Origin of the sequence: Pseudomonas sp. yb_2 (assembly GCF_043103905.1) — a bacterium.
GTDB lineage: Bacteria > Pseudomonadota > Gammaproteobacteria > Pseudomonadales > Pseudomonadaceae > Aquipseudomonas > Aquipseudomonas alloputida.
This window is the reverse complement of the sequence record NZ_JBICKH010000053.1, coordinates 1-568: the sequence shown is the minus strand read 5'-3', so window position 1 is coordinate 568 and position 568 is coordinate 1. Positions and strand designations below refer to the sequence as shown.

Below are 568 nucleotides of genomic sequence, written 5' to 3'. Positions count from 1 at the left end.
TCAGTGCAGATCTGACGTCATGCGCATCCTGTTTGCTGTGCGACAGCGCAGCCCGGAAGGGCTGGGTGATCTCTCATCAAACAAAATGCAACCCATTGTTTTCTAAGCACTCAGGCGGCCACCAGCTGATACCCCAGTTTCCGGGCTTTGCGAAGCAAAGCCGGACCTGCCGGTCTTGGCTTCTGGTTTCGAACTCCTCAAGACCTTGTTCAACATAAGCCTGCTTCTTGGTTAACAGGTTGTACACCAGACGTGCCAACTGATGCGCAGTGGCCTTGATGGCGCAGCTGGTATCCATTCGAGTCAGTCTGGCTCGGTGTGATGCACCAATGAAACCCTTGTCGTTACGGGCATTGGATGCAGCCTGCTTGAGTGCTTGAGCTGCTCGATTGACTATTTTGGGCCCACCACCTGCCAGTCGATGACCGCCGGAAATTCGGGTAGGGGGAGCCAGTCCCAACCAAGAGCAGAAGTGCTGTGAGGACGGGAAGCGTGATAGATCTGTACCGATCTCCCCTGCCAGCACTAATGCAGTGTCCACCCCAATGGTTGGAATTGCGGTTAGGTC

Annotated in this window: 1 pseudogene; it reads right to left on the bottom strand. The window is 54.9% G+C overall.

Annotation, left to right across the window (positions count from 1 at the left end):
- Nucleotides 1-110: 110 nt before the first annotated feature.
- Nucleotides 111-568, bottom strand: a pseudogene (locus tag ACF8FB_RS12850) (transposase); the annotation flags it as partial.